The sequence below is a fragment of the Hydrogenivirga sp. 128-5-R1-1 genome (assembly GCF_000171895.1).
In genome coordinates, this window is the sequence record NZ_ABHJ01000350.1 from 1 (window position 1) to 1,446 (window position 1,446).

General features: G+C 29.0%; 2 protein-coding genes. Both read right to left on the minus strand.

The features are described from left to right. Positions 1-1,191 (minus strand): DUF294 nucleotidyltransferase-like domain-containing protein (locus tag HG1285_RS01720; RefSeq protein ID WP_008289323.1); only part of this gene is annotated, 1,191 nt, incomplete at its 3' end. A gap of 41 nt (positions 1,192-1,232) precedes the next feature. Continuing rightward, a partial coding sequence (locus HG1285_RS19260) for a M48 family metallopeptidase (RefSeq protein WP_008289324.1) occupies positions 1,233-1,446 on the minus strand: 214 nt, incomplete at its 5' end.

Sequence of the window (1,446 nt, forward strand, 5' to 3'; positions counted from 1 at the left end):
TTCTCTAACAAGTCTCTGTACTTCAAGATTGTCTGTTTTTTCTTTTAATTTTTTTTCATTTTTTCTAAGTAAGTACTCAAGTTGTGAAGAAAAATCTAAATGATAGTCTTTATAGTATTTGAAAGCCTTTAATATATTTACTGGGTTTTTTTCAAATTTTTCAGGATTTATAACTTCAAGTTCAGTTGAAGTTCTTGCAAAAACATCATCTATTGGGGTATGGATTTCTATATCGTTTTCTTCTGTTAAATTTTTCAAAATTCTTTTTGTTATTGTATTTATTGATTTTGCATTCAGATAGTATAGTTTCATCATTTGCTCAACAGAGCTTCTCAAAGTTTCTTCATCATCATCTTCTTTTGCAAATCCAAGTTTCTTTGCCACTTCTTCCTGAAGAGGAAAAACAAGAACATCACATTTTTTATTGCATATTAAATGCATCTGGTTTCTTATCTTTAAAATAAAATCATAAGCTCTTTCAAGCTCTACATATTCTTCTTCAAGTATTATGTTTTTTTCTACAAAGTATCTGTAATCTTCAACGTTGTCTAATACTTTTGCTATCCAATAAACTTCGTGAAAATCTCTAAGACCCCCTTCACCTTCTTTTACGTGGGGCTCCATCATGTATATACTACTGCCGGTTTTTTGATATCTTGATTTTCTTGATTTTAGTGTTGCATTAATATAAGCCTGTTTTTTTCTTTTTATTAGGTTTTTAAATTTTTTTATAAGTTTTTGATAAATTTCTTTATTTCCCCATAAAAGTCTTCCTTGAAGGAGGGAAGTTGCAACTGTTAAGTCTTCATTTGCAAGTTTCATAAATGTTTGAATGTCTCTTGGAGAAAATCCTATATCAACCTTTAAATCAAGGAGCATATAATAAAAACTTTCAAGACCTGCCTTTAATTTTTCAAAGTTTGACTCTTCAAAAACAAGGGATATATCAATATCAGATTTAAAACAAAGCTCCCTTCTGCCGTATCCACCTAAAACAACGATGGAAACATCCTCAGGGTTATCAAAAGCAAGGTTTGCAAACCCTCTTATTGTTTCATCAGTAAGGTTAGAAAGCGCTCTAACAGTATTAAGACCTGATTCACCGTTGTAGTGGTTTTTTATTATTTCTTCTTTTTTAGAAAAATAATTTTCCAGCAGTTTATTTTTGTCAGTTATATTAACTTTTTCCATTATTTCCTCTATAACTAAACTTTATAAATTAAGTTCTAAAATTATATATTTTTCAGATAAACATTCAATAAAGTTTTAAACATTTTATTATGGGTTGGATATTTTAAATGAAGCAATTCGTGAACTATAACCTCATTTCTAAAATCTTCCGGTTGAAATAATAAATCATGTGAAAATGTAAGCCTTCCTTTTGATGAGCAGCTTGCCCATTTGTTTTTCATTTTTCTAATCTGAATTTCTTTTGGCTCTACTCCT